Here is a 25325-nt window from a genome sequence, read left to right on the forward strand (position 1 = left end):
ATGGTGGTGCGGGCTCTTGGCCGACATTTCCGGCAATCATTGAGTGTGGCTCAATCGGAATCGATAGTAGTTATTTGGATACAAATGCTCAACAGGCTGGGCAGCGCACGTGCTCACCCGTATTCAATAGCCCGTCCGTTGAGAGAGCCTATGACGACTGCAACCCATGTTCAGACCACGCAAAACCCGAAGCCAATCTCGCTGACTCAACCTCCACCCCCGATCACAGTGCAGCATGCTCCCCGCCTTGAAAGCGCAGCGTCGCAAGCCGTTGCCGAAAGCAGCCGGACCGAAGGTGATCTGGAGCTGTCCAGGCAGTATGGACGGGCATTGGCCAGCGCACCCAGCGGCTACAACTCTGACATGCCTGTCTCCCCTATTGCTCCCCATTCAACCTTCGGTCAATGGTGGGCGCAGTTGAGGCACGCCTTCCAGGCGCCCGACTTCGCCCATTGGATGAATAGCAAAGACATCGACCCCGACTCGGTAGAGCTCAATCCGGGGACGGGGAAGATTTTTTACAAACTCAAGCGTCATTCGGATCCGCGTCAGATCAAGCGCTCATTGGGAAAGGATGACGCGGAATGGGCTGCGATTGGTAAGCCGTTGATGATCGCGGCGCGTGTTATTGCGTCAGGTGCGTATTTCCTCACATTCAAGCCTCCCCAAGCAAAAACCAGCAATATCGCGCCCTTAGGGCTGATCAGGGATTTCTACAAGGAACTGCACATTAATCCAGCCCCTTCCAATCAGGAGCGGGCAGCCCAACTCGAGGCAGGAGCAGGTTTCCAAGTGGTGAATGACCCAATGTTTTCGGCGTTGCAGGAGGCACGCAGCGAACACGAATTGGCCGCTCATAAAGCTATGCTGGGGAGCAACCAAACCCGTCTGAATGTGGTCGAGCTGATGACGTCATTGGCTAAAATGCTTGAATCTGGCCCCGCTGACATACCGGAATATATGGCGGAATATCATCTCTCGGTTCATCGCGACACTCATAATGTACACGCTGGCACCACCCCTACTCTCAAGCAGTTTTTCGAAAGCGAGGGGTGGGAGGTGCCAACCGATCTGGCGCAAGTGCAGAACCTCATAAAAAAACTACGCACCCCACCGCTTCAAAGTCCCCCCAATGGTAACTATGGGGGGGCGCTGGCCTGGCCTGTTGCACTGGATGAAACCTCTGTAACTCAATTGGAAGCCGACCTGCGACACGGCAAATTTGGCGACATTGACCTCACGCGCTTCAAGAACGTACTTGAGTATTTGATGGACGGGCAATTTATCGAGCCTTCAGCCTTCAACAAACCGCGTGATTTGATTGACACACGGATTAAATCGCCAAAAGGCCAGGCGCTGGGGCAAGCCGTTCAAGCCAAGTTCGCTGCCCGGTCAGTCAAGGGCACGGTCACTGAATGGCTGTTCACGCTTATGCATGTGGACTCCTCGCGCGCCGAGCACGGTAAACATCAGGTAGCAGGGTTTCTGTTGACTGATGCGAGAAACGGTGGCTGCTCAGCGTCGGATCTCATCCTGGATATCACCAATCACTTGCTCGATACCGGCCAGTCATCGTCCTACGAAAAAGCGCGACTTCAAGCATATATTTATTTATCAGTCAAAGCCCCGGAAATGCTGGTCAAGGAGATTCCCAATGAGGTGAAGTTCGGCACTCATATGTGGGTCAGTTTGGTCACGGCCGTCAGACGCCTTGAAAAGGCTGCGCCTGGTGTAACGGCAACAATGACCTACGAGCATGTCATGCGTATTGCGGACATCGCCCCCATTACACAAGAGGAACGCCTGACAGAGTACCTGGCCCAGCAAGAAGCACTCAAGGACTGGGCCGTCGTCAATGGCATGGACTGTCCACAGACTGTTGAGGCGATGCGCGCGGTGCAGGTCGCCTTCGATCAACAGTTGAACGAATTGAGGGCGGCTTCAGCAGCGCACTCGATGGAAGTACCTGACGTCAAAAGGAAGGGCCTGGAAGAGCTGAAAAAAGCCTTCCCGGATATGGACCCCGCACTTTTCGAGAAGAAGTGCATCCAGTTGAAACGTCAACATCTGGACTTTCCAGGCCCCTATTCAGTCCTGGACCTTTACATCCATGACGCTGCACGGGGAACCCCTGGGTTTTATGATGGAATCACACGCGACCAGGCCGATTCAGCAAACAAATGGGTATCGACCTCTCGTGATGTCGACTTCGACGCGATGCAAGACACGCTCAAAAGCCTTCCGAACTTGCGAGAGTACTTTCGGGTCGCCTTCCCGAACTATTCAGACAAAATAAATAGAAGCGTGGCGACCCAGGTCAAGCATTTGATCGCAGGGCTAAGCCTGTCAGATCGGCAAAACTTCGAATTCGGAAAAATCACGCTGGCCAAGCCCGTCATTCATGAGTACTGGCCTTACAGTCAGGCCCCAAAGAGCAGCACGACGGTCTCCGAAGGTCATAGTTTTCTGGTCAGGACCGAGCGCGCCGGCAAGGTCAATATTTATGAAATCGATATCAAGCAAAACAAGATCCGCACCCGTGACGACCTCGGGGATTTCGTCGTGGGCGAGGCCCGTCCCAGAGGCGTCTCGCGCTATACGGAGTACCAGGCCGTCATCCCATCGGGAAATTATGCTGACACAATAACCGATGAAACAAAGGGTGCAGCGGGTATCCCCCTCAGCTTCAGCAGCGAGCGTACATCTTACATAGCGAACGCCATGGTAAAAGAGGTGGATACTGAATCGTCCAGACAACTTGCCGCGGGCCAGACCACATTCGATGTCGAGGTGCCCTTTTACAAGAACGCCATGGAGTTCATGCTGAACCTGATTCCTTTGAGGTCTGCAATCAATAACTTCAAAGAGGGACGTTATGGCGACGGTATCGTGGACCTGACACTTGATGCCTTCGGCTTCCTTCTAGGGGCAGCGGGGGCGGCAAAAGGTATCAAGGCCCTCCAGGGGGGGGCTTCAATACTGACCAAAGCGGCTTATGGCGGGAAAATACTGGGGCGAACGGCGATCGGTGCGCTCAACCCGCTTGATGGCGTAGGCGACCTGGCCATCTCCCTGGCAAATGCCGGAAAGAAAGGCTCCACTCACGCCTATCGGCTGCTGCGTGGAACCAACAGTTATGACCTGATCAACGCCAGCAAACGGTTCGACGCCAGTGCTCTCGGAACATTCAAGCTGCAAGACACGATCATGGAAGGCCCGGCCGTCCTGAGCGGAGGCAAATGGTACGCCTTCGACAGCGTGAAGGGTCTCCCATTTGGCAAGGCGCTGGACGACTTTCAACCCTCGGTTCTGTCAGGGGAACAGGCGTTGGGCAAATGGGAAGCAATAGAGCGGGTAATGACTCCGGCGTCAGCACGCACGCGTCAACGCTGGTCTGAGATGGTTGAACGCCATCAAAACGCGGCAGACAAGACGCAATTCCAAAAGGGATATGACAATGGTGATCCGAAATCAGTACCGGGTTATCGCGCGGCTATGAAATCTGAAGACATCATGAAGCTGGCAACCCAAGGACAACTGACGCCGGAGCAGATCGGCACGTTGGTTCGACACGTAGAACGGCTGGCGGTACAGCACGGTTTTAAAGGGGTCAACCGATTCTATGAAAGTATCAGCGAAGCCGGTGGCCGCTTTGTAGCAGCCCCTCAGGTGTTCTATCTCAGTCAGACCAATCCACTCTCCCAAGGCCAATGCTCAGCCATGTCCAGACTGATGGCGAGCGCCATGCAGCAAGGCACCGAGGCTAAGTTTATTGGCAACTTGTACACGGCCGCCGCAAACCCGACCGACCCTGCTTCGCGGGCGTTCATTGACCAGTTGACGACCGTACAAAAACAACTGACCGGTCCGACGTTATTTCATGCTGGCAATATGCGCCGAAAAATGGGTTACCACGAAATGCTTGATGAGTTGGCGACGTCCAATACACCGAAAACGCTGATGATTGGCATCCCTGGGCACGCAATGATGGCAGGGGTCATGGGCGAAGGCGTGAATAAAAAGTGGTTTTTTTATGACCCCAATTTTGGGATCGCAACGTTCAGCAGCCCGGAGGCTATGAAACGAGGCCTGCACAAAGTGTTCACCGATAAAGACCTGCCGGTTCAATACACAACTCACAGCAAAAACCCGGACAAGTTGGAGTTTGAAGTCAGCGTGTATGACGACTCATGGAAAAAGACTACCGCCGTCTCGGACAAAACCGTGAAGGAGTTGAGTGAAATGCCAATCGTCATTAAATCGCAAACAGCGACGTCCGTGCCAATGCCATCAAAACCGGTGCCGCCACACGCCCCCATCACAACAGGGAAGGCTGAAAAATTTGAGGTATTCACGGGCCAGTCGCATACCGTCAATGACCGGACTACCGTGCTCAGCACCAATGGCCTGAGTGACTGTTCGGCCGTGGTAGTGCTCTCAGACATGAAGGACGGCATCTACCAGAAACGCACACTGGTGCACTTGAACGAGAGCAACCTGGCGCAGCCCGTCAACAATGGAAGTAATGGGTTTACGTGGTTGAACGGTGTTGAAAAAGACTTGGCGAACGGTGGAAAAGTCATCTTCGTCGCAGGCACTCGTACCCGGAGTGTCGTCGGAGTTGCCAACGCGATTCGGCAACAGGACGTCTATAACAACAAGCCCTTGTTAGCGATGCTGCAACGCAAGGATGTGTCCGTTACCTACGCCAGTTCCGTCGGGGTTGAAGTGGCGCCTGATGGAACGTTCAAGCTGCGTGACGACGGGGGGGACGGCATCTTCGATGCCAATAAGGTCAAGGAGATACTGGACTTAGCCAGAGACTGAGGAGCGTCGTTGATTGCCATGGCTGGCGGATCCCCGCCATGGCAAAGGTCATCACGCCAACAACCGCTGGATATGCTCTTGCAGTGTATCGAGGTCGAACGGCTTGGCCAGGATCGGCGCATTGCGCGTGATTGGGCTTTTACAGTCGAGGATCTCCTGCGGATAGCCACTGATAAAGATGACTTTCAATTCCGGTCGCAATAACAGCGCAGGCTCGGCAATCTGCACCCCGGAGATCCCCCCCGGCAAACGGTAATCCGTGACCATCAGGTCCAGGTGCGGCTTGGTCGCGAGAATTTCAAAAGCCTGCTCCCCGTCGATTGCCTTCAACACCCGATAGCCCAGGCCGGCCAGGTATTCACCCAACACAAACATAATGGATTCGTCGTCCTCGACGATCAGAACGACATCTTGTGCATCTTCACTCATGGGAAGCCTTTGTCCGGTCAATAGCTGCAATTACGACCATGGGGTCACGCAGAGGTTGCGTCGAGGTGACGATTGAATTCAAGCCGTCGCCTGCAACGGCAGGCACACCCTGAACAAGGCGCCCTCGCCTATCCGGCTCTCGACTTCGATGGTGCCGCCATGGGCTGCAACGATCTGCTCGGAAATAAACAGCCCCAGGCCCAGGCCAGCCGCAACCTGACTGGCCGATACCCGTTCGAACTGCTGGAAGATACGCTTCTGGTTGTCTTCACTGATACCAATGCCGTGATCGCGCACTTCTACGCGGGCTTCGTCATGCTCGCTGTACACGCGCACTTCTATCGGGCTCTTGGCCCCGTAGCGCAAGGCGTTGGTCAACAGGTTGGTGACCACCTGCTCAATGCGGAACTCATCCCAGTGACCCTCCACGGGGCCTTCGGCAGTCAGGGTCATGGATGAATCAGCCGCCGCGACCTGGGGCGCGAAGTTCTCCACCAGGCTGCTGACAAGCTGTGTGAGGTCAAACCGCGCCGGGCGTATCGACAGTTTGCCGGTGCGGATGCGCGACACGTCGAGCATGTCTTCAATCAGGCGGATCAGGCTCTGGATCTGCCGTTCGTCACGGTCGACCATCGCGTGCATCTTGTCCAGGGTGAACGCGGCGGCGTTGTCGCGGGCCAGGTGCATCTTGCGCAACTGGGTTTCGAGGATCAGCCCGTTGAGGGGCGTACGCACTTCGTGGGCGACGATCGACATGAAGTCATCACGCATGCGCACCGCCTGCTCCAGCTCGGCCTGGGTGGCCTGCAGACGCGTCAGCAGCAGTTCCTGCTCGCGACGGCTGCGCTCCAGGGCTTCGACCTGTAGCTTCATGGCCTTGCTCTGGCGGTACAGGTCGACGAACACGTTGACCTTGCTCTTCACCGCATGGATATCCAGCGGCTTGTGCAGGAAGTCCACGGCACCGCTTTCGTAGCCCTTGAAGGCGTAATTGAGTTCGCGGCCGGCGGCGCTGACGAACACAATCGGGATGTTCTTGGTTTTCTCGGTGCCGCGCATCAGTTCGGCCAGCTCGAACCCGTTCATGCCGGGCATCTGCACGTCGAGAATCGCCATGGCGAACTCGTGCTCCAGCAACAGGGACAAGGCCTCGTCGGCGCTCAATGCCTTGAATACCTGGCGGTCCTCGCGCTTGATCAGCGCTTCGAGGGCGAGCAGGTTTTCCGGCAGATCGTCGACGATCAGCAGTTTGGCCTGGACAGTACTTAACATGGGGAATATTCCAGCGAAGCCAGCAATGAGCCAATGCGGCTCAACGTCAGAATGTGGTCGGGTGTGTGCAGCGCCAGGGCTGCTCGGGGCATGACGGCGACACGTGCTTCAGTGGGCTCCTGCACCACGGTGGTTCCGCCCTGCTGCTTGACGTGGGCCAGGCCACGGGCGCCGTCCTGGTTGGCGCCGGTCAACAGGATGGCGAGCAAGCCCGTGCCGTAGGCATCGGCGGCGGACTCAAACAGGAAGTCGATTGCGGGCCGCGAATGGTGCACGCGGTCTTCCTGACTCAGGGACAGGCTGCGATCATGTTCCACCGACAGGTGATAACCAGGCCCGGCAAAGTACAGCGTGCCGGGCTTGAGCACTTCCTTGTCGCGCGCCTCCACCACCGACATGGCGACGCGGCGATCAAACACCTCGGCCAACTGGCTGCGGCGCTCGTCGGGCAGGTGCAGCACGGTGATGATCGGCAGGCCGAAGTCCGCAGGCAATTGGGCAAATACCGTCAGCAACGCTTCTACGCCACCGGCGGAGGCGCCGATCACAATAGCCTCTATGCCCCGGACCTGTGCCGGGCTGGCAGCCGCTTGATTCATAGCTTTCGGTAGATCCGTTCCTGTTTGACCAACGGTTCGAATTGCTTGCCGTACGCGGAGAAATCCAGGGTCTCCTTGCTGCCCAGCACCAGGAAGCCGCGATGACACAGCGACTCATGGAACAATCCAAACGCTCGATCCTGCAATTTTTTATTAAAATAAATCAGCACGTTACGACACGAAATTAATTGAGTTTCCGAGAATACACTATCGGTCGCCAGGCTGTGATCGGCAAAGGTCACATTCTCACGCAGCGTTTTATCGAAGATCGCGTAATCGTAAGCCGCGGTGTAGTAGTCGGCAAATGAACGTTGCCCACCGGCCTGCTGATAGTTGGCGGTATAGGCGCGTACGTTCTCCAGGGAAAAGATGCCCTGCTTGGCCTTGTCCAGCGACGCCGGGTTGATATCGGTGGCGTAGATGATCGTACGCTCCAGCAACCCCTCCTCGCGCAGCAGGATGGCCATGGAGTACACCTCCTCGCCGGTGCTGCAGCCGGCGATCCAGATCTTGATCGACGGGTAGGTCTTGAGCAGCGGCACCACTTCCTGGCGGATCGCGAGAAAGTGCGACGGGTCGCGAAACATTTCGCTTACCGGGATCGTCAGGAACTGCAGCAACTGCATGAACGCCGCCGGGTCGTGCAACACGCGCTCCTGCAAGGCGGAAATGGTCGCGCAATCAAACTGGCGCAAGGCATGAGCCACGCGGCGCTTGACCGACGCCCCGGAGTAATCCCGGAAGTCGTAGCTGTACTTGAGGTAAATCGCCTCGATCAACAGGCGCAGCTCAATATCGCTGCTTTTTTCCAAGAAACTTCGCTCCACTTAAATGCGTTCCATCTTCGGTAGCCACACGCGAATCAGTGAGAACAGGCGATCCAGGTCGATCGGCTTGGCCAGGTAATCGTTGGAACCGGCCGCGAGGCAGCGCTCCTGATCGTCTTTCATGGCCTTGGCCGTCACCGCGATGATCGGCAGCTTTTTCCAGCGCGGGTCCTGGCGGATCAAGGCAGTGGCCTCGTAACCATCCATTTCCGGCATCATCACGTCCATCAGCACCAGGTCTATATCTTCGACTTCATTGAGTTTGTCGATGGCCTCACGGCCGTTACGCCCGATGACCACCACCGCGCCTTTGTGCTCCAGTGCGCTGGTGAGGGCGAAGATGTTGCGCACATCGTCGTCCACCAGCAGGATCTTGCGCCCCTCGAAGACCTTGTCGCGGCTGCGGGCGGTCTTGAGCATCTTCTGGCGATCATGGGACAGCTGGGATTCGACTTTGTGCAGAAAGAGTGTGACCTCATCCAGCAGGCGCTCCGGCGAGCGGGCGCCCTTGATGATGATCGAGCGCGAATACTTGCGCAGTTCGGCTTCTTCATCGCGGGTCAGGTTGCGCCCGGTATAGACGATCACTGGCGGGAACGAGCAGATGTCCTCGGTGGCCATGCGCTTGAGCAGTTCGTTGCCGAGCATGTCTGGCAGTTTGAGGTCGATGATCATGCAGTCATAGACGTTAGTGCGCAGCAGGTCCAGGGCGGCCTGTGCGTAGCCGACGTCGGTGATCTCGATGTCATCGTCACCGATCAGGCGGGCAATGCTGTCGCGTTGCAGGTCATCATCCTCTACCAGCAGCACGCGCTTGACCTTCTGGGTCAGCTTGGCTTCCAGGCGCGCGAACACGTCCTTGAGCTCTTCGCGGGTGGTGGGTTTGACCGCATAACCGATGGCGCCCATGTGCATGGCGGCTTCCACGCGGTCTTCCACAGAAATCACATGCACCGGGATGTGCCGGGTATTGGCGTGTTCCTTGAGGCGCTGCAGCACGGTCAACCCGGAATGGTCCGGCAGGCGCATGTCCAGCAGGATCGCGTCGGGCACATATTCCTCGGCCAGGCTGTAGCCTTCGTCCGCACCGTGGGCCACCAGGCAGTGGTAGCCCAGCTCATGGGCCAGGTCGAACAGGATACGGGCGAAGTTAGGTTCGTCTTCCACCACCAGGATACAGCGTGTGGTGAACGGGGCCTTGTCGCGGTCATCGGCGAAACGCGGGATCTGGCTGGCATCGGCCACCGGCAGCGGCGACACCTTGGCTGGAGCCGGTGCGGGCACCACCACCACTTGGCGCGGCTGCTCGATCGGTGCTGCGTCCTCCCCTGGCTCTGCATAATGTTCCGGCAGCACCAGGGTAAAGGTGCTGCCTTTGCCCGGGGCACTGGTCACGCTGATATAGCCACCCAACAGGGCCGCCAGGTCGCGGGAAATCGACAGGCCCAGGCCGGTGCCGCCGTAACGGCGGTTGGTGGTGCCGTCGGCCTGACGGAAGGCTTCGAAGATGCTTTCCTGCTGGTCTGGCGCAATGCCGATGCCGGAGTCGCGTACCGTAAAGGCAATGCCCTCCTCCGATGCTCGCGACACCGACAGGCTGACCTCGCCCTGTTCGGTGAACTTGATCGCGTTGGACAGCAGGTTCTTCAGGATCTGCTCCAATCGCTGGCGGTCGGTGAACAGCATGGTCGGCGTGCCTTCCTGCACCTCTACCTGGAAGCCCAGCTTGCGATCAGCCGCCAGCGGCTCGAACATGCCGCGCAGGCCGTCGACAAGCCGTGCCACGCTGGAGTTTTCCGGGCGCATCTCCAGCTTGCCAGCCTCCACCTTGGAAATATCCAGGATGTCATTGATCAGGTTGAGCAGGTCATTGCCGGCGGAATAGATCGACTCGGCAAACTTGACCTGTTCGGCGCTGAGGTTTTCCTGGGGGTTCTCGGCCAGCAACTTGGCCAGGATCAACGAGCTGTTCAGCGGCGTGCGCAGCTCGTGGGACATATTGGCGAGGAATTCGGACTTGTACTTGCTGGAGCGCTGCAGTTCTTCGGCGCGTTCTTCCAGTTCAAGCTGGGCCTGGTTGAGCTCGATGTTCTTGCGGTCCATGGCGTCGCGTTGTTCGGCCAGGGTCTCGGTCTGTTCGGCGAGTTGCTCGTTGGTCTGTTCCAGCTCGGCCTGCTGGGTTTCCAGGTGGGCCTGGGACTCCTTGAGGATGCGCGACTGTTCTTCCAGCTCTTCGTTGGCGGTCTTGAGTTCTTCCTGCTGCACTTGCAGCTCTTCGTTGAGCTGCTGGGTTTCGGCCAGCACTTCCTGCAGGCGCTGGCGGTACCGCGCCGCTTCGATGGAGGTGCCGATATTGCCGGCGATCAGCTCCAGCAGCTCTTCGTCACGCTCTTCCAGCGGGCGCAGGAAGCCCAGTTCGACCACGCCGTTGACGCGGTCATCATCACTGGTGGGCATGACCAGCACGCTGCGCGTCGGCCCTTCACCCAGACCGGAGCTGACCTTGAAGTAATCCACCGGCACATCATCCAGGCGAATCAGGCGATCGAGCTGGGCAGCCTGGCCAACAATGCCTTCGTCGCTGTAGATCGCCTGTTCCCGTTGCTCCTGCTCGCGGGAGAAGCCATAGGTTGCCACGCGCTTGAGACCGCCGTGTTCTTCGCGCACATACAGCGCGGCAACAGCCGAGCCCATGTACTGGGCAAAAAATTGAAGGATGTTGCGCCCGAGCATATTCAGGGTCAGCTGGCCGAGCACCTGCTCGGCCAGTTCGGTCTGGCCATTACGCAGCCAGGCTTGTTGTTCCAGGCGTCGCGCAATCTTCTGTTGTGACATGAGGTTTGCGCTGTAACTATCTGATAAAGAAACAAGATTTTTACGGCCGATATACGCCAGGAAGCCACTCAAGCCCAGCACAAAGACCAAATACAGGGTGACGCTGATCACCGTGGTGCGGGTGACTTGTTCGTTGCGGGTGATGCGGAACTGCTGCTCCATCGCCACCGCGTCTTCGTATTCCTTGCGGATTTCATCGGTCAGGCGCTTGCCGCGGCCGGCCTTGACCGCGCTGCGGTAGTCACCGCTGGTGCGCTGCATATCTATCATCGACTGGGCGTAGTTGTTCCACTCGGCCTGCAGGGCTTCCAGGCGCTTGAGGCGATCCACCTGCTGCGGGTTGTCCGCTACCAGCTCCTGCAGGTTACGCAGGTCGGCGATGATGCGCGGCTTGGCCACTTCATACGGGTCGAGGAAATGCTCGTCGCCGGTGATCAGGAAACCACGCATGCCGGTTTCCAGGTCCACGGTCAGCTTGGACGATTCATTGAGGTTATTGATAACCCGGTCGGTGTGTTCAACCCACTGGATCACCGACAACAGGTAGGTGATCAGGCACACGAAAAACACCGCGCTGAGCACGCCCACGCCCAGGGGCAATGCAACGTTTCGGCTCAGCAGATTACGAAAGCTCTTTTCATCGACGGACGAAGCGGGAGTCATGGGCATGCCTTGGCCAAGTGCAGAAAACCCAGGAGTTTGCCCCAAAGTTGGGGTTGAACGCTATTTTTATGCCAAAGGACCGTGAGATGAATGACAGTCGATTGTGAGAACCGCACGTCAAACCAGGCCATATACGTCGCTTTTACCGAGCGAACGAGCGGACGCAGGAACGCAGGTGGCAGAGGACGGCACTCAGTAAAGCGCCGTGGCGATACGGAACGTCCACAGGCAAAGACTGAATCAAGTCCATCTCTAAAGGGTACCCAGCCATGACCAGTCTCTACGCGGTGTCTTTCTCAGCCCCCAACCCATCCATGCGTGCGTTCAGTCAAACCCATCAGCTGTCCCAACCCACTTCGCCTGGGAGCATTGCGCAACAACAGGCAAACCCGGCGCCACAACCGACTTCTCTCACAACAGCCAACCTCTCCAGCAAAACCCTGATTGGCAATGCGCGTAACCTGCATACCCTGTCGCAAGCGCTGCACAAAATTGCCAAGACACTGGGGCACAATGCTTCTCCCCCGGCCGTCTCGAACGCACTCAAAACCACCGCGATGGAAATCCACCCGCATTCATCCTTTCCAACGCAGCCCGACACACTCGTCACATTGGAGAGTTTCATCCGCGGCATTGGTCTTGGCCTGCCCACCAATCATTTTTCCTTGACCGCGCTGGCGGATGCCGTCAGCGAGAGAGCGCTGGCGAACCCGTTTGGCGATTTCGGGGGGGCTCTGTCCTGGCCCGCACCTTTGAGTCCGGACGATCAACAAACGTTGCACACAGCGGCCCTCCAATACATCAAGGATCACACCAACTCATCCGAGACGGGCAATGGACAGGGTATCCTTGAACTCCTCAATGACAATAAACCCCTATCTGGTGACGCCAAGACAGACCCCGTCAAAGCGTTTGAATCCATGGTGAACGGTCCCACAGGCCAGGCACTGGGTCGGGCGATGCGAGCAGTTATAAAGGGATTCGACACAGACATCAGCATCCATGACTATCTCCTGGTATTGATCAACCGGATCCTGAACCCCGAAGCGCTTACAAACCCGCAGCGAAACAAAGTAGCCGGGTTCGACCTGGCGCAGTCGGCCCATTGGGGCTTGCACCCGTCAGCCGTGGTCGAGGCGCTGGTCAAACACCTGATTGAGCGCGGCCTGGCTGGCCCGGAGATGGCCAAGGTTGCCGCCATGATATTGCTCGCGCAGGCAGCGCCCGCATTCCTGGTCAAAGGCATTCCCGACAACGTCACTTATGGCAGCCCGGCCTGGACCCGATTGGAGATCGCGGTGGCGACCCAGGAAGCTGAGTCACCCGGGTCGGCGATGACCATGGGCTTCGACGAAATCATGATCAAGGCCGAAAAGGCCGCCCAGGCCGATCCGGCGGTGACCGAGCTCGCCCAGCAAACCGCACTGGTCGATTGGGGGGTCGTCAACGGCCTGATCAAGAGAAAAGATGACAAACAGTACACGAATCAAGAACTGGATCAGTTAAGAACCCAATACAACCGCGAGTTTGCCGAGCAGATTGACGCACAAGCGTTAGCCAATGCTGAAATACCCAACCGTAAGGACATCGCCCTTGCCAAACTGAAAGAACGTTTTGGTGAAGGTATTCCGTTTGAACAACCCCTGTTGAAACTCCAGACATCCGGCCATCAATCCACGGCGATGCCGCTTTATGACCCGAACTTGCGGCCTGAAGGGTATTTCTCGATGCTGGACATTGCGATGATGGAAAACCGTCATTACACCTGGACGACCGAGGACCCTCGTATCCCCCTCGCCGAAATCAATGATAATCCTGTGCTCGGCGTGAATGCAGCTTTCAAGCAACACTTCGACGAGGCCATTGCTTCGCGAAAGAAAGGTTTGAGTGCGACCGTCAGGCACCTCATTTCCAAACTTCCCCTGGATCAACGCAAAGACCTGGAATATGGAAAGCTGCGCTTCTTTCATGAGTCCGAGTACAGAATCAATCTCACGGATAAAACACTTCTCCACAAATACTCCACCTTTTCGATAAAAACCGAACGCGACGGCGTGTCGTCTGTTTATGAAGTTGACATCCAGAAAGGCACGATCACCAAGCTGGGGAGCGGCAACCATTACGATGAAACACGCTATGGTCCAGGCTCACGGCAAATTCACCGAACCGAGTTCCGGCCGACCCGCTATAGCCAGGAAAATCAAAAGGAAAACACCGGCGACACGTCAGTCACGCCGAAAAGCTTCAGCAGTGACCGGAGCACCTACATTGCCGATGCGTTCGTCGAGCACCTGGATATCGACAATGCCGATGTTGTAAAAGCGGCCAAAGGTTCTACGCAGTTGGACAAACAGTTTGAAGCACAGGATCGCGCGGCCAACTTCTTCCTGGACCTGATCCCGCTGAGATCGGCCATCGTCAACTTCATAAACGGCAACTATGTGGCGGGCGCTCTTGATCTGACGATGGATGTCATGGGGTTCCTGACCGCTGGCGCAGCGACCGCTGCCAAGCTGGTCAAGGTAGGGGCTATCACCGCCTCTGCGGCTACAAAGCTGGCCAAGGGTGCGCGCGTGATTGGAGCGGCGACCGTCAGTGCGTTCAATCCGCTGGGGGGCGCAGACGACGTGGTATTTGGCGGTGTAAGACTATTGGGCAAAAGCCCTCGGGCACTGGCTAAAGGCATACAAATACTGCGAGGTACATCAGACAGTTACGGGTTGCTGAAAAGCCTCAGCAACCAGTACGACGTAGCCGCGATAGGCAGCTACAAGGTCGGCGAGACAAAGATGCATACGGCTGCCGTGTTCAACGATGGGCAATGGTACCGCTACGACCCGGTCAAGGCTCAACCCTACGGGGCACCTCTGGAAAACTTCACGCCCTCTGTCGCAGCCTCCGGGGGTGAAATCAAAGGGTTGACGGAGTCGGCGACGACCGAGTGGTTCGCCAGTTGGTGGGGCTCCCCGCCTCCTGCCGCCCAGCCCGACCCCAATTACGCCGAGAAATTCACGAACTTGAAGGCGGACGCGTTGAAAACGGATCCCGACGGCTTCCACCTTGGTCTCAACAGCCGGACACCGCCGTCGATTGAGGGTTACTCAACCTCCCTGAACGTTGAGCAGCTCAAGCGACTTGCACTGCAAGCCAATCCGAGCGCGCAAGAGTTGGGACGCCTGAAGCGCCGCATAGATGATCTGGAAGAACTGCCGAACACGTTCTACACCAAAATGGAAAGCCTCAAGGCGTTCGAGGCGGACAGTTTCAAGCAGGGTTACAAGGCGGGAACGCCCGATTCGATAAAGGGGTACAGGCCTGGCCTGAGAATCCCACAACTTCAGGAACTGGCCTTGCAACCCGGGTTGACGACTCAAGAAATGGGGTGTCTGTACCGACAGGTTGAAAAGCGCGCGATCGAGTTGAATCTTTCCCTTGCCAAACACTTCAGTGAAAACATCAAGACGGCAGGCGGAACCTTCATTCCAATGCCACAGGGCTTTTACCTCAGCCAAGTCAGTCCTATCTCGGGGGGGCAATGTGCCGTGTTTGCGAACTCGATGGCCTATGCCATTCAGGAAGGCAAGCAAGCCACCCTGCTGGAGAATTTATTCACGGTAATGGCTAATCCCGAGCATCCGGCCACACTGGTGTTTCAACAAAACATGCAACGCTTCCAGGCCAAGCTCAGGCATGACTTTCATGTGGGCCAATATAAGCAGCAGCAGACGGCTGCAGAAATCATCGAGCAACTGGCGAATGCCAGTACGTCGACCAGCCTGATGATAGGTAATACAACACACGGAATTACCGCCGGGGTTGTCATCAATGGCGGCAAAAAAGAATGGTTCTACTTCGACCCCAACTTCGGGTTGGCCACATTCAACTCCGAGGCCTCCATGCGCGCTGGAATAGAAAGCGCGATGATCTCGGGGTCAACGAGCCACTGGTTTCCACCCAATCCGGGCTCCTTGACCTATTCTGTTTCGCAATTCAGTGAGTTGCACTTGATGAACACCGTCGAGAGCATCAACGGCGTGCATGATATGGTATCCAATAAGATCTCAATCGCCTCCTCCAGATCGGTATCAAATGCCGGCTGAGGTGCGAGGTGAAGAACCGGCATCCTGCGCTTCCCGCAGATGCCGGGGACTCTCATTAGTATTGCGCTGCGCCCCTGTAGAATATCGGTCGCAGACTCATGCGGGACATTCTTTTCCAACACCGGCACAATACCGGCTTCGGTGAGGGAACTTGCCGAGATCGCCGCGACTCATTAGAGGATGGTCTTTGCACCGCTCACGGCCAATCCTTTTCACTCTCGGGAATTTTTTATGTCCGTCACCGCCTCCACCATCCTTGTCGTCGAAGACGATGCCATCGTGCGCATGCTCATCGTCGATGTCCTGGAGGAGTTGGAATTCAACGTACTGGAGGCCGGCGATGCTGAAGAAGCGCTGACCCTGGTGCGAAACACCGACCAGGTGATCGACCTGATGATGACCGACGTCGGTTTGCCGGACATGGATGGCAAGCAACTTGCCACCAAGGTGCGCGAACTGCGTGCGGACCTGCCGATCCTGTTCGCCAGCGGCTATGCGGAAAACATCGAGGTGCCGACTGGCATGCACGTGATCGCCAAGCCGTTCTCGATCGATCAATTACGCGACAAAGTCAAATCGATGCTGCCCGCACGTTAATTCCAGCCTGTACTCCTCGATGCCGCCTGCATGGGCGGCATCTTCGCGTCAGGTGCTCAGAGATTAACGTGACGTTCGGTGAATAAAATCGGAAACTCGGCGCATTCGCGCGCCATTCAGCGCGACCCTGCAACCTGCACTCAGGAAGGACGCAACAACATGATTGGAAAACCGACGCGCCTGCTGTTGGCGAGCCTCTCGATACTCATGAGTACCGGCGCCTGGGCCGACTTCACGGCAACCCCGGCCGAAGCCCGGGCCATTGCCAAGGAAGCCTATCTGTATGGGTTTCCGGTGGTGGACATGTACAAGACGCTCTATACCCAGGCCGTTGACAAGGGCGGTGCCAACTTCAAGGCGCCGTTCAACCAGATCGGCAATACCGCGCAGGTGTTCACGCCCAAGGACACGGCCTTCGTCACGCCCAACGCCGACACGCCCTACTCGTTCGTCTGGATGGACCTGCGCCGCGAACCACTGGTGCTGACCCTGCCCAAGATCGAAGACGATCGCTACTACTCGGTGCAGTTGATCGATCTTTATACGCAGAACTTCGCTTACCTGGGCACCCGCAGCACCGGTAACAACGGCGGCCACTACATGATCGCCGGCCCCGACTGGAAGGGTCAGCAGCCGGTGAATGTCGACCGCGTGATCTACAGCGAAAGCAATATCGCCTACGCCCTGTACCGGACGCAGTTGTTTGATGAAAAAGACCTGGGCAAGGTCAAGCAGATCCAGGCCGGCTACAAAGTGCAGCCACTGAGCAGCTACGTGAAACAACCCGCGCCAGCCAAGGCGCCCAAGGTCGAATGGCCAAAGCCCACGGCGACCATGACCGAAGGCCCGCAACTGTTTCGCTACCTGAACTTCATGCTGGCCTTCGCAGCCCCGCAGGACAGCGAAAAAGACCTGCTGGCCCGGTTTGCCAAGATCGGAATTGCCCCGGGCGCGCCGTTCAAGGTCAAGGAGTTGACCGTCGAACAGCGCAAGGCTCTGGATGAAGGCATTGCCGACGCCCATGCCGAATTTGCCGCGTTCAAGAAAGACAAAGTGGACACTCACCAGGTCACCAGCGGTGATCTGTTCGGCAGCCGCGACCGCCTGAACAACAATTACCTGTACCGCTATGCTGGCGCCAACCTGGGCATTTTCGGCAACTCCGCCGACGAAGCCGTCTACATGAGCTACTTCGTCGACAGCGAAGGCAAGCCTGCCAACGGCGCACGACACAGCTACACCGTGCACTTTGCCAAGGACCAACTGCCGCCGGCCGATGCGTTCTGGTCGCTGACCATGTACGACGCCAAGACCAAGCTTTTGGTGCCCAACCACAAGAAGCGCTACCTGATCAATTCGCGAATGCTGCCAACCCTCAAGCGTGACGCCGATGGCGGCCTGACACTGGCCCTGCAGCATCACGAGCCGCCGAAAGCCGAGCAAAGCAACTGGTTGCCGGCACCACCCGGTCCGTTCTATGCGGTATTGCGCATTTACCTGCCCAAGCCTGAGGTGGGTAACGGCCAATGGAAGCTGCCGCCGTTGACGCCGCTCAAGTAACGTCACGCGCCCGGTCGCAACAAGGGTGAGGGCACCGCAGCCCTCACCTTCTCGCACGTTCTAGCGTGTAAGTTTCACGTACGACTGATGCAGGTCCGACGCCCAGCCGTCAATCACGCTTTTCACGTCATCGGCCTTCATCACCTGCGAATCGTTGGACAGCGGCTTGCCAGTGCCTTTGCGCACCACCTGGGCGAGCACCTTGCCATTGGCACCATCGAGGAACTGCGCCTCGGTGCCCAGGGTGGTTTCCTGATCACGGATCCCGGTGCCGGTGCTTACCGCCGCCACGACGAAGGCCACCGGAATGTACTCATAGGGTTTGAGGCCTTCGGTCTTGCTGCTCACGGCGGTGATTGCTGCGCGCACCACGATCACGCCTGGACCTGGCGCATTGGCCAGGGGCAGGGATTTTTCCAGCTCACGCTTGAGTGCCTGGTTGTAGTAGGTATTGATGCCGTTGAGGGTGGTTAGCGGAATTTTCGCGGTGGCCTGGGGCTTAGGGTAGAACTGGGTCGGTTCGACGTACACCGCGTGATAGCGGCTCAGATCCAGCTCGGGATCGACCCAGCGCATCACCTCGGCCCCCGATGGAGACTTGGCTTCCTTGAGCCGGCTGTAGTCCGAGAGAAAGCCGGAATACTCATCCGGCGCGGTGATCTTGCTGGCACACCCCGCCAGCCCGAGCGAAGCGATGCACAACGTGCAGAGCAAATGCCTAAGTGTCATGTCTGAACTCCCTGGCGGTCGACGTTGGAACACTGAGCTGTAGGTATAGCCAATCCTGGCAAAATAACCCTGTTCCCATCATTCGACGTTTCAGCTGCGTTCGCGGGGGATCAGGCTTTGCAACTGCGAGGCCAGGAAGTTGGCGTCGAATCCAAAGGTGTCCGGATCTTTGAGGCCATTGGTTTTCTTCCACAACCAGTCGTTCTTATCCGCGGGCAATACCAGCGACACACTGCCGTGGCGCGCCGCGGTCAGGCCCATGACCGACACGGAGATCAAGCCGCCCGCGCCCATTACATCCGGCACGAACTCCACCGGTTTGCCGGTAATCTGCACGGTCAGTTTCTCGGTCTTGAATGTCGAGGTCTCCATCGGCACGCTCGGGCCGCTGGCTATATAAGCTTCACGGTGGACTTCAAGCAACCCCACCGTCTTCACCGGCTCAAGCCACTGCTCGATCTGCCCGAACAGCTCATCGAGCTTCTGCGCCCAACGGGCCGACTGCACGTCGAACTGTTGCTTCTTGTGCGCTTCGCTGTCGGCGTAATGACGAAGCATCTCGCCCAGTTGCTGTATATCATCCATTGCGGCGTTCCTTGGGTGAGCCTGGTTGCGAAGCCTGATCATGGCAGATGCAGCCATTCGACGTACGGCTAAAAACTGATCCGCAACAATGAGGTTTTTCTGAGCCTGTTTTGTTTTACCCATGCTTCCTACAGTGCCGCCACTTGGAACCGTGGGAGGACTGAGCATGAACAGCGCAACAATCGGACAGGCCTATAACTATAAAGTCGTCCGTCAATTCGTTATCGCCACTATCGCCTGGGGCGTGGTGGGCATGGCCATGGGCGTGTGGATCGCCTCGCAACTGGTCTGGCCGCAGATGAACCTGGATTTGCCATGGACCACCTTTGGCCGCCTACGCCCCCTGCACACCAGCCTGGTGATTTTCGGTTTTGCCGGCAGCGCGCAGTTCGCCGCCAGCTATTACGCGGTACAGCGTACCTGCCAGGTACGGCTGTTTTCCGACCGCCTGGCGGCGTTTACCTTTTGGGGTTGGCAGTCGGTGATCGTGATCATGCTGGTCAGCCTGCCGCTGGGTTACACCACCACCAAGGAATACGCCGAGATCGAATTCTCCGGCGCGGTGTGGATGGCGGTGGTCTGGGTGGCGTATGCCATAGTGTTTTTCACCACTGTGGTGCGACGCCAAACCCGGCACATCTACGTGGGCAACTGGTTCTTCGGCGCGTTCATACTGGTGATCGCCATGCTGCATGTGGTCAACCACCTGGCGATCCCGGTGGATTGGTTCAAATCCTATCCGGTGTATTCCGGGGCGACCGATGCCATGGTGCAATGGTGGTACGGGCATAATGCCGTAGGGTTTTTCCTGACCACCGGTTTCCTGGGGATGATGTATTACTTCGTGCCGAAACAAGTCGGACGCCCGGTGTACTCCTATCGTTTATCCATCGTGCATTTCTGGGCGTTGATCACCCTGTATATCTGGGCCGGTCCGCACCATTTGCACTACACCGCCCTGCCCGACTGGGCGCAGTCGCTGGGCATGGCCATGTCGCTGATCCTGCTGGCGCCAAGCTGGGGCGGCATGATCAACGGCATGATGACCTTGTCCGGCGCCTGGCATCAGTTGCGCACCGACCCGATCCTGCGCTTTCTGGTGCTGTCCCTGGCGTTCTACGGCATGTCGACATTCGAAGGCCCGATGATGGCGATCAAGACCGTCAACGCCCTCTCCCACTACACCGACTGGACCATCGGCCACGTACACGCCGGGGCCCTGGGCTGGGTGGCGATGATCACCTTCGGCTCGCTGTACCACATGATCCCCAAAGTGTTCGGCCGCGAGCAGATGCACAGCGTGGGGCTGATCAACCTGCACTTCTGGCTGGCCACCATTGGCACCGTGCTCTACATCGCGTCAATGTGGGTCAACGGCATCACCCAGGGCTTGATGTGGCGGGCGGTCAACGATGACGGCACCCTGACCTATTCGTTTGTCGAAGCCTTGCAGGCCAGCCACCCGGGGTTTGTGGTGCGGTTTGCCGGTGGTGTGTTCTTTCTGACCGGCATGCTGCTGATGGCCTACAACATCTGGCGCACGGTGCGCGTCGCGGATCTGCAAATAGCGCAGCTTGATGCGCGGATCGCCTGAAATGTGGGGCCTGTTGATGGTGGTATGCCTGTATGGCGCGGTGGAGTATTGCTTGCGCGGTCAATCGGACAAGAGCCTGGACGACGCCAGCCTGATGCCCTTTGCCGATGACCCGGAAGTGGCGCGGCGTGTGGAGTTGGCGACCGGCAAGCGGGTGCACGCAGTGGCACTGGATGAGGCCAGGCCCGGCTGGACCAGCCTGGACATGTGAAACTGCACCGGTCATTTCGCGGGCAACTGCGTATGACTAATCAATGGCCGATGGGTAAGGTGAAGCGACTTTCCTTGCCAGGAGCATCGCATGCGCACCATCGGCCTTATCGGCGGCATGAGCTGGGAGTCCAGCGCCGAGTACTACCGCATCATCAACCAACGCGTGCGCGACCAGCTCGGCCCGCTGCGCTCGGCACAACTGTTGATGTACAGCGTGGACTTCGGCCCGGTGGAGCAGGCGCAACATGCCGGGCGCTGGGATGACACCGCGCTGATCCTCGAAGACGCCGCGCGCCGTCTGCAAGCCGGTGGCGCCGACTGTGTGGTGCTGTGTACCAACACCATGCATTTGGTGGCGCCACGTATCGAGGCGGCAGTGTCGATCCCCTTCCTGCACATCGCCGATGCGGCGGGTGCGGCTGCCGTTGAGGCCGGCACGCTGACGGTCGGCCTGCTCGGTACGGCGTTTACCATGGAACAGGATTTCCTCAAGTCGCGCCTGGCCGCCCAGGGGCTGACCGTGCTGGTGCCGGAGGCCGACGAGCGTCAGGCCGTGCACCGGATCATCTATGAAGAATTATGCGTCGGCGTGATCAGCGAGGCGTCACGCAAAGTCTACCAAGGTGTCATCGAGTCGCTGGCTGCACGTGGCGCCCAGGCGATCATCCTCGGTTGCACGGAAATCGGTTTGCTGATCAAGCCTGAACACAGCGACCTGCCATTACTGGACACCACCGAGCTGCATGCGCAGGCTGCGGTGGCGTTTGCTTTGCAGGATTAAACCGACTGGCGCAGGCGCGCCATGCTCACGGTGTCGACAAACTGGCCGTCACGCAGGGCGTAATCACGCAATACGCCTTCGACCGCAAAGCCGAACTTGCGGTACAGCCGCTGCGCCGCTTCGTTGTCGGCGTACACCGTGAGTTCCACGCGGTGCAGGTTCATCCAGTTCTCGGCCACGTCCAGCGCGGCCGTCAGCAGCCGCGAACCGACGCCCTTGCCCTGCCACGCCGTTGCCACGCCCATGCCGAACGAACCGACATGGGCCTGGCGCACGCGCAGGTACTGTTCCAGGCCCAGCTGGCCGACCACCTCACCGCCATGCAACGCCACCAGTTGCAGCCGCCGCTCGTTGTCCATCACCAGGCGTTTGCGCCACATCTCGACTGACTGGAAAGGCATTTGCAGCACCTGACGGCACACGGCCGGTTCGTTGTAGAGCGCAGCGACGCCTTCAAGGTGGGCCTCGGTGAAGCGCTGGATCACGATAGGGGGTTCAGGCGTGTGCATGGTGTTTCATCCTTTGAAAGACACGTGGCCGGCCAGTGTAGGGGCGACATTGAGCCGATGGCTAGGGGGCTGGCACGGTTGACCACAGCGACGGCCAGTCACCGTAACCGACCCCGGTGCAACGCGGCATCCGGTGGAACTCGCTGAGCTGGAAGCGCTTGCCGTCGAACACCCAGGAGGCCCCGCCGCCGCAATCACCGATGCCACGCTGCTTGTAGAAGTAACTCAGTGTGCCGGAAGCCTCGTCATAGCCGACCGAGCCTTGCAGCGCGGCGTCTTCCAGAGGCAGCGGCTGCAGGTCCATCAGCGTTTCGGTGTAGGGCGCCTGCCGCTCACGGCTGCTGACATTGAACTCGCAGTTGTAGGCCGCACAGTCATAACGTGTCACGGTCATTGCCTGGCGTGCCGTCAGGGCACCGGCTTTTGCCTCGGCTTCACCCTCTTCCGGCGTGACGGCCTGCAATGCAGCCGCCACCAACCCGGCCTGCTCCTGCGCGGTCAACGGCGGCGCTGGCGTAAACTTGCGCAATATCGGCGTTGGCGCCCGTGGTGGCACCTCGCTGGGCGCGCCCTTGCCAGGTCGAGCCAGGGCCGTCACGTTGTCCACGCGTCCCTGTACTGCATCCATCAACAGCAGCGAAGCACTCAACCCGCTCAGCGATACGTGCGCGGCGCCCTCGCCTGGCAACTGCAGGCGCTGGCCATTGCGCAGACGCTGCAACCAGCGCCGCGTCCCTGCGCCATCAATCACCCCATACGACTGCACCTCGGGATCACCGCCCTGGTCATCCAGCTCAACGTGCAATTCCCGCGTCAGCTCCAGGCCCAGGGGCTGGCCGTCCAGCGTCAAAGTGGAAAGGTCAACGTCCTGACCTCGATGATCGAAGCGCAAACGCGGATACCCTTGCGGGTCGGCCTGATGCCAGATGTGCAACGTCAACGAGCTGTAGTCCTCTTCATCCACGCCGCTGGGCGCGCTGAGGGCATGACAATTGCGCAGGTTGTCGCAACCGACCACCCACTGCTTGATCTCACGCAGCAGCGGTACGGTTTCGGAGGGTGGTTGGGCGAAGACCGGGGGGGTGGCGCCAGTGAGTAACAGGACCAGGAAGGCGGGGCGCAGCATGGGGACTCTCCGTGTCGAAAAGGCGCGGATTGTCCCATGTTCGGGGTTTGTGGCGGTAGCTGTCAGGGTCTGGCTTGACCACGAACTCGGGCTGCGCGTTTTTCCAGGTTTTGCGCGTGACGCTCGGCTTGCTGCTTGAGGGCCAGGCAGTACTCAGGCAGGCAATGTTGAGCGTCTGGTTTTACGACGTCATCGGCCAGACGCCGAGCGGTTGCGGCAGAAATAGGCGTGCCGCGTGGTTTCAAACGGCCTTTGATGACGGCAGCCCGATCATTGACCAGCGTTGGATGGTTGAGTTTGAGCACTTCGACCGTGGCAATCGCCTCGGGAGTCAGGCCCTCTACATAACCATCACGGGAGTATCGAAACTGCCGCTCGATATTGGCTGTCAGCGGTGAAACAAACGGCTTTGTCACCGTGTTGTAATCGGCCTTTTCCACCGCGCCGTAGCCGCAAGCGACTTTGCTTTGACTGGACGGATAGCAGGCGACTAAGTTTTTGTAAGCAATGTTGCTGTCAGCCTGTTGGTGCTTTTGTGGAATGATGTGCTCGATATGGCAACTGAACTGCGTGCCATGATCTCGAGCCTGACACTCAACGGCTGTCGGCAGCCGTCGCAAGGTATAGGCGCATAAATGAAACTGTTCCTTCAGGAGCGCCTGGCGCACTGCTTCACTTGGGAAGGTGCTTCCCTTGCCGTAGAAAAGGTTGTGGGGGGTGTCGCGATTTACCCTTCGCCACTCAATCAATGCTCGTGGTTCAGCGCCTTTTCTGATCGACCTCACGCTTCGCCCTCTTCGATTGACCTCAGAGAGTCGATATTGGCTTGGGCTTCGAGCACATCAGGTATTTTCCCGACGCTCTCGCGTAATTGCGTTAGTTGGGCTTGGGCCGATTCGAGATTGTCATCGTCGAGATCGCGGTAGATTTTTCTGAGTTGATGACTGACATGTTTGTTCTGGGCAACGCCCCCCATCAGCTCTTCAATGACTTCGCCACTGCGAAGGCCCAGCGAGCGCTCTGGGTGGCCCAGATATTGACCGTCTTTCAAAAGCATCACGGCCCCGGCAGGCAGCTCACCCAGGATTTGCGGAGAATGGGTGGTAATGATGAACTGGCAATTGGGAAACGTGCGCTCAAGCTTTTCAACGACAGTACGTTGCCAGCCTGGATGAAGGTGCAGGTCTAGCTCATCAATAAGCACGACCCCCTTTCCTTTAAGCGGTTCAAGCACTTCTCGGTTGAGTAACGTAAGCCTGCGCGCCAGATCCCCGACCATCGCTAACAGACATTTCTCGCCATCAGAAAGCTGTAAAACGTTGAATTCAAGGTTTTCTTTAAGAACAGTCATTCTCAGGGTTGGCTTACGGCGAATCCTAACGTCCTTGAAACCAGTGAACGTTTCGATCGCATCACGAACTGCCGAAAGCTCCGAGTCTCGATACCCGGGCAAGTCGCGGCTGCGTTCATTTTCGAGATCTTCCTGATTGCGGAACCAAATGAAAAATCTCTTGAAGTCCGCACCTCCGTGGCCAAGTGCATCGTCATAGCCTTCAGCGATTGCATTGATCAAACGCTCCCTGACTCGTAACGGCACATCCAGAACAGCTCTATGGACGTCGTAATAAACAGCTAACGGCAATTCGACAGGCTCGCCGCCGATCAACTCGTAATTGAATGCACTGGTTTCAACAGGAGCAATAGCCCTGTTCAAACGCACCAAGTCACTACTTTGCTCTTTAGGATGCTTACCCTTACCGGAGCGTCGGTTCAACGCGATAGCCCAGTCGACCTCCTCATTAGCCAATGAGACTACAACCGCCAGGCGCGAGTAGTCTTTGCCAACTGTGATGTCGTCTTTGGAAATGGCTCTGGATTTCGAAGCTTGATCAATGATCCGGCATGTCAAATTCGAAAGCGTAATAGCCAACGCATCCAGAATCGAAGACTTGCCCACCCCATTGACGCCCACTAAAGCGACAGTCTGCCTACCCTCGAAATCGAGCTCCATCTTCTCGATACCGCGGAAATTGACAAGGGTAAAACGCTTGATCTGCATGATCGGCTTCCAACGTGCCT

The 25325-nt window shown here is 57.9% G+C and carries 18 protein-coding genes; 7 read left to right on the top strand and 11 right to left on the bottom strand.

Annotated elements, in window-relative coordinates:
- Window positions 1–150 precede the first annotated feature (150 nt).
- On the top strand, window positions 151–4827 hold the full coding sequence (locus BMX59_RS08435; RefSeq protein ID WP_093121014.1) for a hypothetical protein: 4677 nt from the start codon (window positions 151–153) through the stop codon (window positions 4825–4827).
- 51 nt (window positions 4828–4878) lie between these two features.
- On the opposite strand, the gene BMX59_RS08440 is transcribed toward BMX59_RS08435, so the two are convergent.
- The 5 genes from BMX59_RS08440 to BMX59_RS08460 form a co-directional block, all read right to left on the bottom strand.
- Entirely contained in the window at window positions 4879–5256 is a 378-nt protein-coding gene (locus BMX59_RS08440) for a response regulator (RefSeq protein ID WP_092243633.1), read from the bottom strand.
- A 78-nt stretch (window positions 5257–5334) separates the two neighbouring features.
- The gene (locus BMX59_RS08445) at window positions 5335–6528 is read right to left on the bottom strand and encodes a hybrid sensor histidine kinase/response regulator (RefSeq protein WP_092243636.1); all 1194 of its coding nucleotides are present in this window, start codon (window positions 6526–6528) and stop codon (window positions 5335–5337) included.
- Complete coding sequence (locus tag BMX59_RS08450) at window positions 6522–7127, bottom strand: chemotaxis protein CheB (protein ID WP_093121015.1); 606 nt, start codon at window positions 7125–7127, stop codon at window positions 6522–6524. Before BMX59_RS08450 ends, BMX59_RS08445 begins: the two co-directional genes overlap by 7 nt.
- Entirely contained in the window at window positions 7124–7954 is an 831-nt protein-coding gene (locus tag BMX59_RS08455) for a CheR family methyltransferase (RefSeq protein ID WP_012724198.1), read from the bottom strand. Before BMX59_RS08455 ends, BMX59_RS08450 begins: the two co-directional genes overlap by 4 nt.
- Window positions 7955–11452 carry a response regulator gene (locus BMX59_RS08460; RefSeq protein ID WP_093121016.1) on the bottom strand — a complete coding sequence of 1166 codons (3498 nt, stop codon included), beginning with the start codon at window positions 11450–11452 and terminating at the stop codon, window positions 7955–7957.
- 269 nt (window positions 11453–11721) lie between these two features.
- On the opposite strand from BMX59_RS08460, the gene BMX59_RS08465 reads away from it, so the two are divergent.
- The 3 genes from BMX59_RS08465 to BMX59_RS08475 all read left to right on the top strand — a co-directional run bounded on the left by BMX59_RS08465 (window position 11722) and on the right by BMX59_RS08475 (window position 17709).
- Window positions 11722–15552, top strand: a complete 3831-nt coding sequence (locus BMX59_RS08465) for a hypothetical protein (protein WP_093121017.1) — start codon at window positions 11722–11724, stop codon at window positions 15550–15552.
- A gap of 231 nt (window positions 15553–15783) precedes the next feature.
- A complete protein-coding gene (locus BMX59_RS08470; RefSeq protein WP_092243648.1) occupies window positions 15784–16149 on the top strand; it encodes a response regulator in 366 nt (121 codons plus the stop codon).
- Window positions 16150–16308: 159 nt separating this feature from the next.
- The gene (locus BMX59_RS08475; protein WP_093121018.1) at window positions 16309–17709 is read left to right on the top strand and encodes a DUF1254 domain-containing protein; all 1401 of its coding nucleotides are present in this window, start codon (window positions 16309–16311) and stop codon (window positions 17707–17709) included.
- A 60-nt stretch (window positions 17710–17769) separates the two neighbouring features.
- On the opposite strand, the gene BMX59_RS08480 is transcribed toward BMX59_RS08475, so the two are convergent.
- Both BMX59_RS08480 and BMX59_RS08485 read right to left on the bottom strand, forming a co-directional pair.
- A complete protein-coding gene (locus tag BMX59_RS08480; protein ID WP_071488282.1) occupies window positions 17770–18438 on the bottom strand; it encodes a DUF3313 domain-containing protein in 669 nt (222 codons plus the stop codon).
- A gap of 90 nt (window positions 18439–18528) precedes the next feature.
- Entirely contained in the window at window positions 18529–19023 is a 495-nt protein-coding gene (locus BMX59_RS08485; RefSeq protein ID WP_093121019.1) for a hypothetical protein, read from the bottom strand.
- A 166-nt stretch (window positions 19024–19189) separates the two neighbouring features.
- Here BMX59_RS08485 and ccoN point away from each other — a divergent pair, with 166 nt between their 5' ends.
- From ccoN to BMX59_RS08500, 3 genes are all read left to right on the top strand, one after another.
- Window positions 19190–20617: a cytochrome-c oxidase, cbb3-type subunit I gene (gene ccoN, locus BMX59_RS08490; RefSeq protein ID WP_093121020.1), complete on the top strand. Its 1428-nt coding sequence runs from the start codon at window positions 19190–19192 to the stop codon at window positions 20615–20617.
- Between the two features lies 1 nt (window position 20618).
- Window positions 20619–20828 (top strand): cbb3-type cytochrome c oxidase subunit 3, encoded by a 210-nt coding sequence (locus BMX59_RS08495; RefSeq protein WP_093121021.1) that lies wholly within the window; start codon window positions 20619–20621, stop codon window positions 20826–20828.
- A 90-nt stretch (window positions 20829–20918) separates the two neighbouring features.
- Window positions 20919–21611, top strand: a complete 693-nt coding sequence (locus BMX59_RS08500; RefSeq protein WP_092243663.1) for an aspartate/glutamate racemase family protein — start codon at window positions 20919–20921, stop codon at window positions 21609–21611.
- Here the strand turns inward: BMX59_RS08500 and BMX59_RS08505 are convergent.
- The 4 genes from BMX59_RS08505 to BMX59_RS08520 all read right to left on the bottom strand — a co-directional run bounded on the left by BMX59_RS08505 (window position 21608) and on the right by BMX59_RS08520 (window position 25305).
- Complete coding sequence (locus tag BMX59_RS08505) at window positions 21608–22120, bottom strand: GNAT family N-acetyltransferase (RefSeq protein WP_093121022.1); 513 nt, start codon at window positions 22118–22120, stop codon at window positions 21608–21610. The genes BMX59_RS08500 and BMX59_RS08505 overlap by 4 nt on opposite strands.
- Before the next feature lie 61 nt (window positions 22121–22181).
- A complete protein-coding gene (locus tag BMX59_RS08510; protein ID WP_093121023.1) occupies window positions 22182–23246 on the bottom strand; it encodes a DUF1176 domain-containing protein in 1065 nt (354 codons plus the stop codon).
- Window positions 23247–23308: 62 nt separating this feature from the next.
- On the bottom strand, window positions 23309–24031 hold the full coding sequence (locus tag BMX59_RS30065; protein WP_139212854.1) for an HNH endonuclease: 723 nt from the start codon (window positions 24029–24031) through the stop codon (window positions 23309–23311).
- Window positions 24028–25305 carry an AAA family ATPase gene (locus BMX59_RS08520; protein ID WP_092243674.1) on the bottom strand — a complete coding sequence of 426 codons (1278 nt, stop codon included), beginning with the start codon at window positions 25303–25305 and terminating at the stop codon, window positions 24028–24030. The genes BMX59_RS30065 and BMX59_RS08520 overlap by 4 nt, the downstream gene beginning before the upstream one ends.
- Between the last annotated feature and the right edge of the window lie 20 nt (window positions 25306–25325).

It is taken from the genome of Pseudomonas sp. NFR09, from assembly GCF_900111535.1.
GTDB classification, from domain to species: Bacteria; Pseudomonadota; Gammaproteobacteria; order Pseudomonadales; family Pseudomonadaceae; genus Aquipseudomonas; species Aquipseudomonas extremorientalis.